Here is a 2,109-nt window from a genome sequence, read left to right on the forward strand (position 1 = left end):
CCGCCCGCGGCCCCCCCCGGGGGGCCGGCGCCCCCCCCGGCACCACCGGTACGTCCGGCGCCGGCGGCGCCGGTGGCCAAGGCGCGGCGGGCACCGCGTTCCATCCCGACGGCGGCAACGGCGGCGCCGGCGGAAGCGGTAGCAGCGGCGGCGTGGGCGGCGCCGGCGGCAACGCCGCCGGCAACGGTCACGGCGGTAACGGCGGCACCGGCGGCGCGGCCCTGTCGCAGACGGGCACCGGCGGTGACGGCGGCGCCGGCGGCAACGGCGCCGGCAACGGCGCCGGCGGCAACGGCGGTAACGGTGGCGCCGCCGCGGCGCAGGCGGGCAACGGCGGTAAGGGTGGCGACGCCCCGGGCAACGGTAGCGGCGGTAACGGCGGCGCCGGGGCGAGCGTGACCACGGCCGGCACGGGTGCCGTCGCGCCCGGCGCGGGCGGCGCCGGCGGTAACAGCCTCGGCGGCGTCGGCGGGGCCGGTGGGGCCGGGGGCGCCGTGCTTATCACGAATGGTTCCTCGTCCGTCGCCGTCACCGGCGGCACCGGCGGCCATGGCGGAAACGGCACCTTCGGCGGGGTCGGTGGGGCCGGTGGGCAGGTGATCACGGCCGGAGCCGGCGCAACCACCGGCGGCCACGGTGGCGACGGTGGCACCGCCAGCGCCGGCCTCGGTGGGGCCGGTGGGGCCGGCGGCAGCGTCCAATTCCAGAACGGTTTCTCCACGGCCGCCGTCACCGGCGGCGCCGGTGGCACCGGCGGCAATGGCGCGGCCGGCGGTGCCGGCGGGGCCGGTGGGGTGGTCGTCTCGAACGGAACGGGAAGCACCGTCGGCGGCCACGGCGGCGACGGCGGCACCGGCAACGGCGCCGTCGGCGGGGTCGGCGGGGCGGGCGGCAGCGTGCAGCTGCAGAACGGCTCCTCGCCGGCCGCCGTCACCGGCGGCGCCGGTGGCACCGGCGGCAACGGCGCCGCCGGCGGTGCCGGCGGCGCCGGCGGGGTGGTCGTCACGAACGGAACTGGAGCCACCGGGGGCGGCCATGGCGGCGCCGGCGGCACCGCCACCACCGGTGTGGGTGGGGCCGGCGGCACCGGCGGCGGCGTGGCTATCCAGAATGCCGCCTCTTCGGCGACCGTCACGGGCGGCAACGGTGGCACTGGCGGCGACGGCGCCTCCGGTGGCGCCGGTGGCGCCGGTGGGCAGGTGCTCACCAACGGCACCGGAACCGTCGTAGCGGGCGTGGGCGGCGCCGGGGGCGCCGGCACCACCGGTGTGGGCGGGGCCGGCGGGGCCGGCGGTGGCGTGGCCATCCAGAGCGCGGCCTCATCGGTGGCCGTCACGGGCGGCGTCGGTGGTCATGGCGGGAACGGCGCCTCGGGTGGTGCCGGTGGCGCCGGTGGGGCGGTCCTCACGAACGGAACGGGCAGCACCACCGGCGGCCATGGCGGCGCCGGTGGCACCGGCAGCAGCGGTGTGGGCGGGGCCGGTGGGAACGGCGGCGGAGTTGCCATCCAGAGCACCTCTTCCTCGGCGACCGGCACCGGCGGCGACGGCGGCGACGGCGGGAACGGCGGCTCCGGTGGCGCCGGCGGGACCGGCGGGGCGGTTCAGACGAACGGAACGGGCAACACCACCGGCGGCCACGGGGGCGCCGGCGGCACCGGCAGCGCTGGAATCGGTGGGGCCGGGGGTAATGGCGGCGGCGTTGCCATCCAGAGCACCTCCTCGGGCACCGGCACCGGCGGCGACGGCGGCAAGGGCGGTGACGGCAGTTCCGGAGGACACGGCGGGGCCGGCGGGGCGGTCATCACGAACGGAACGGGAGTCACCACCGGCGGCCATGGCGGGGCCGGCGGCAACGGCAGCCTCGGTGTCGGAGGGGCCGGTGGCACCGGCGGCGGCGTGACGATCCAAACCACTTCCTCCGCGGCCCTCAGCACCGGCGGCGACGGTGGCGCCGGCGGAGACGGCACGTCCGGCGGTGCCGGCGGGGCCGGCGGTGGCGCCGGTTTGCTTTACGGCAACGGTGGCGCCGGTGGGGCCGGCGGCGCCGCCACCGGCGGCGGCGCCGGCGGGCCGGCGGGGCCGGGGGGACCCGGGGGGCGGCGGCCCC

General features: G+C 80.4%; 1 pseudogene. It reads left to right on the top strand.

Annotated elements, in window-relative coordinates:
• Positions 1 to 2,109: pseudogene (locus A9X00_RS31550) on the top strand (PE family protein); the annotation flags it as partial.

The sequence above is a fragment of the Mycobacterium sp. 1245805.9 genome (assembly GCF_001672915.1).
Lineage (GTDB): Bacteria > Actinomycetota > Actinomycetes > Mycobacteriales > Mycobacteriaceae > Mycobacterium.